Origin of the sequence: uncultured Limnohabitans sp. (assembly GCF_937889215.1) — a bacterium.
Classification (GTDB): Bacteria; Pseudomonadota; Gammaproteobacteria; order Burkholderiales; family Burkholderiaceae_C; genus Limnohabitans_A.
In genome coordinates this window covers 1-1,094 of the sequence record NZ_CALBEX010000564.1, presented here as the reverse complement: position 1 = coordinate 1,094, position 1,094 = coordinate 1, and the positions used below count along the sequence as shown (strand labels likewise).

The following is a 1,094-nucleotide window of genomic DNA, read 5'->3' as shown; positions in this document are numbered from 1 at the left end:
GCGAAACTTCGGGCGCTTGTGTGCAGGCGCTGGGCATCGCACAGCTGCAAATCGGCCCGCAAATCGACCCGGGTGTGCCGTGGTGCCATGCGCCCTCTGAAAATGGCGGCGTGCACATCACGCTCAAGTCGGGCAACTTTGGCACCGAAGATTTTTTCAGCAAGGCGTTTGGGGTGCTGCAGTGAGCGTCTGGCCGCGCTGCACCAACACAACGTCGGACCTGAAGGCCCCGACCTACGGGGATGGTGGTTTGGCGCTGTCATCGGACCTGAAGGCGCCGACCTGCGGGGGGTGTGGGATTTTTGTAGGTCGGGCCTTCTGGTCCGACGCGATGTTTGCAAAACACCTTTCTACAATGCACCGATGACCATTGGAGCCTTCTTGTGACCGAATCCCAAGCCCGCGAAGAGATCTGCCGCGTTGGTCGCAGCCTGTTTGAGCGCGGCTACGTGCACGCCACGGCGGGCAACATCAGCGTGCGGCTCGATGATGGTTTTCTCATCACCCCCACCGATGCGTGCTTGGGCTTTCTGGATCCGGCCCGCCTGGCCAAACTCGACCCGCAAGGCCAACAACTCAGCGGCGACAAGGGCAGCAAAACCATCGCCTTGCACCGCCAGATTTACGCCGCCGCTTGCGAGAGCGATGCCAACACACGCTGCGTGATCCACACGCACAGCACACACTGCGTGGCGCTCAGCCTGAACGCCCATGGCCCTGAGTTGTTGACACCGATCACGCCTTATTTTGTGATGAAAGTCGGCCATGTGCCGCTGGTGCGTTACCACCGCCCCGGCAGCTCCGAAGCGGCCAACGAGGTGGCCGATGTGATTCGCCAACATGCCGCACGCGGCGCACCGATTCGCGCCGTGATGCTGCCGCGTTTGGGCCCCAATGTGTGGCACGGCACGCCTGCGGCGGCCATGGCCACGCTGGAAGAGCTGGAAGAAACCGCCCGCCTGATGGTGCTGGCCCCCGACACCCCCGCCTTGCTGGCGTCCGAGTTGGATGAATTGCGCCAGACCTTTGGTGCTCGCTGGTGACGGCCTATGCTGGCCTGTGTTGACCACTTCTGGCCCCAAAGCTCTAACGCC

General features: G+C 62.7%; 2 protein-coding genes. Both read left to right on the top strand.

Annotated features, from left to right (window positions below):
• The coding region (locus Q0341_RS14150; protein WP_299514602.1) for a nucleotide-binding domain containing protein at window positions 1-185 on the top strand (185 nt) is incomplete at its 5' end.
• 198 nt (window positions 186-383) lie between these two features.
• A complete protein-coding gene (locus Q0341_RS14145; protein ID WP_299514600.1) occupies window positions 384-1,043 on the top strand; it encodes an aldolase in 660 nt (219 codons plus the stop codon).
• Window positions 1,044-1,094: the final 51 nt, after the last annotated feature.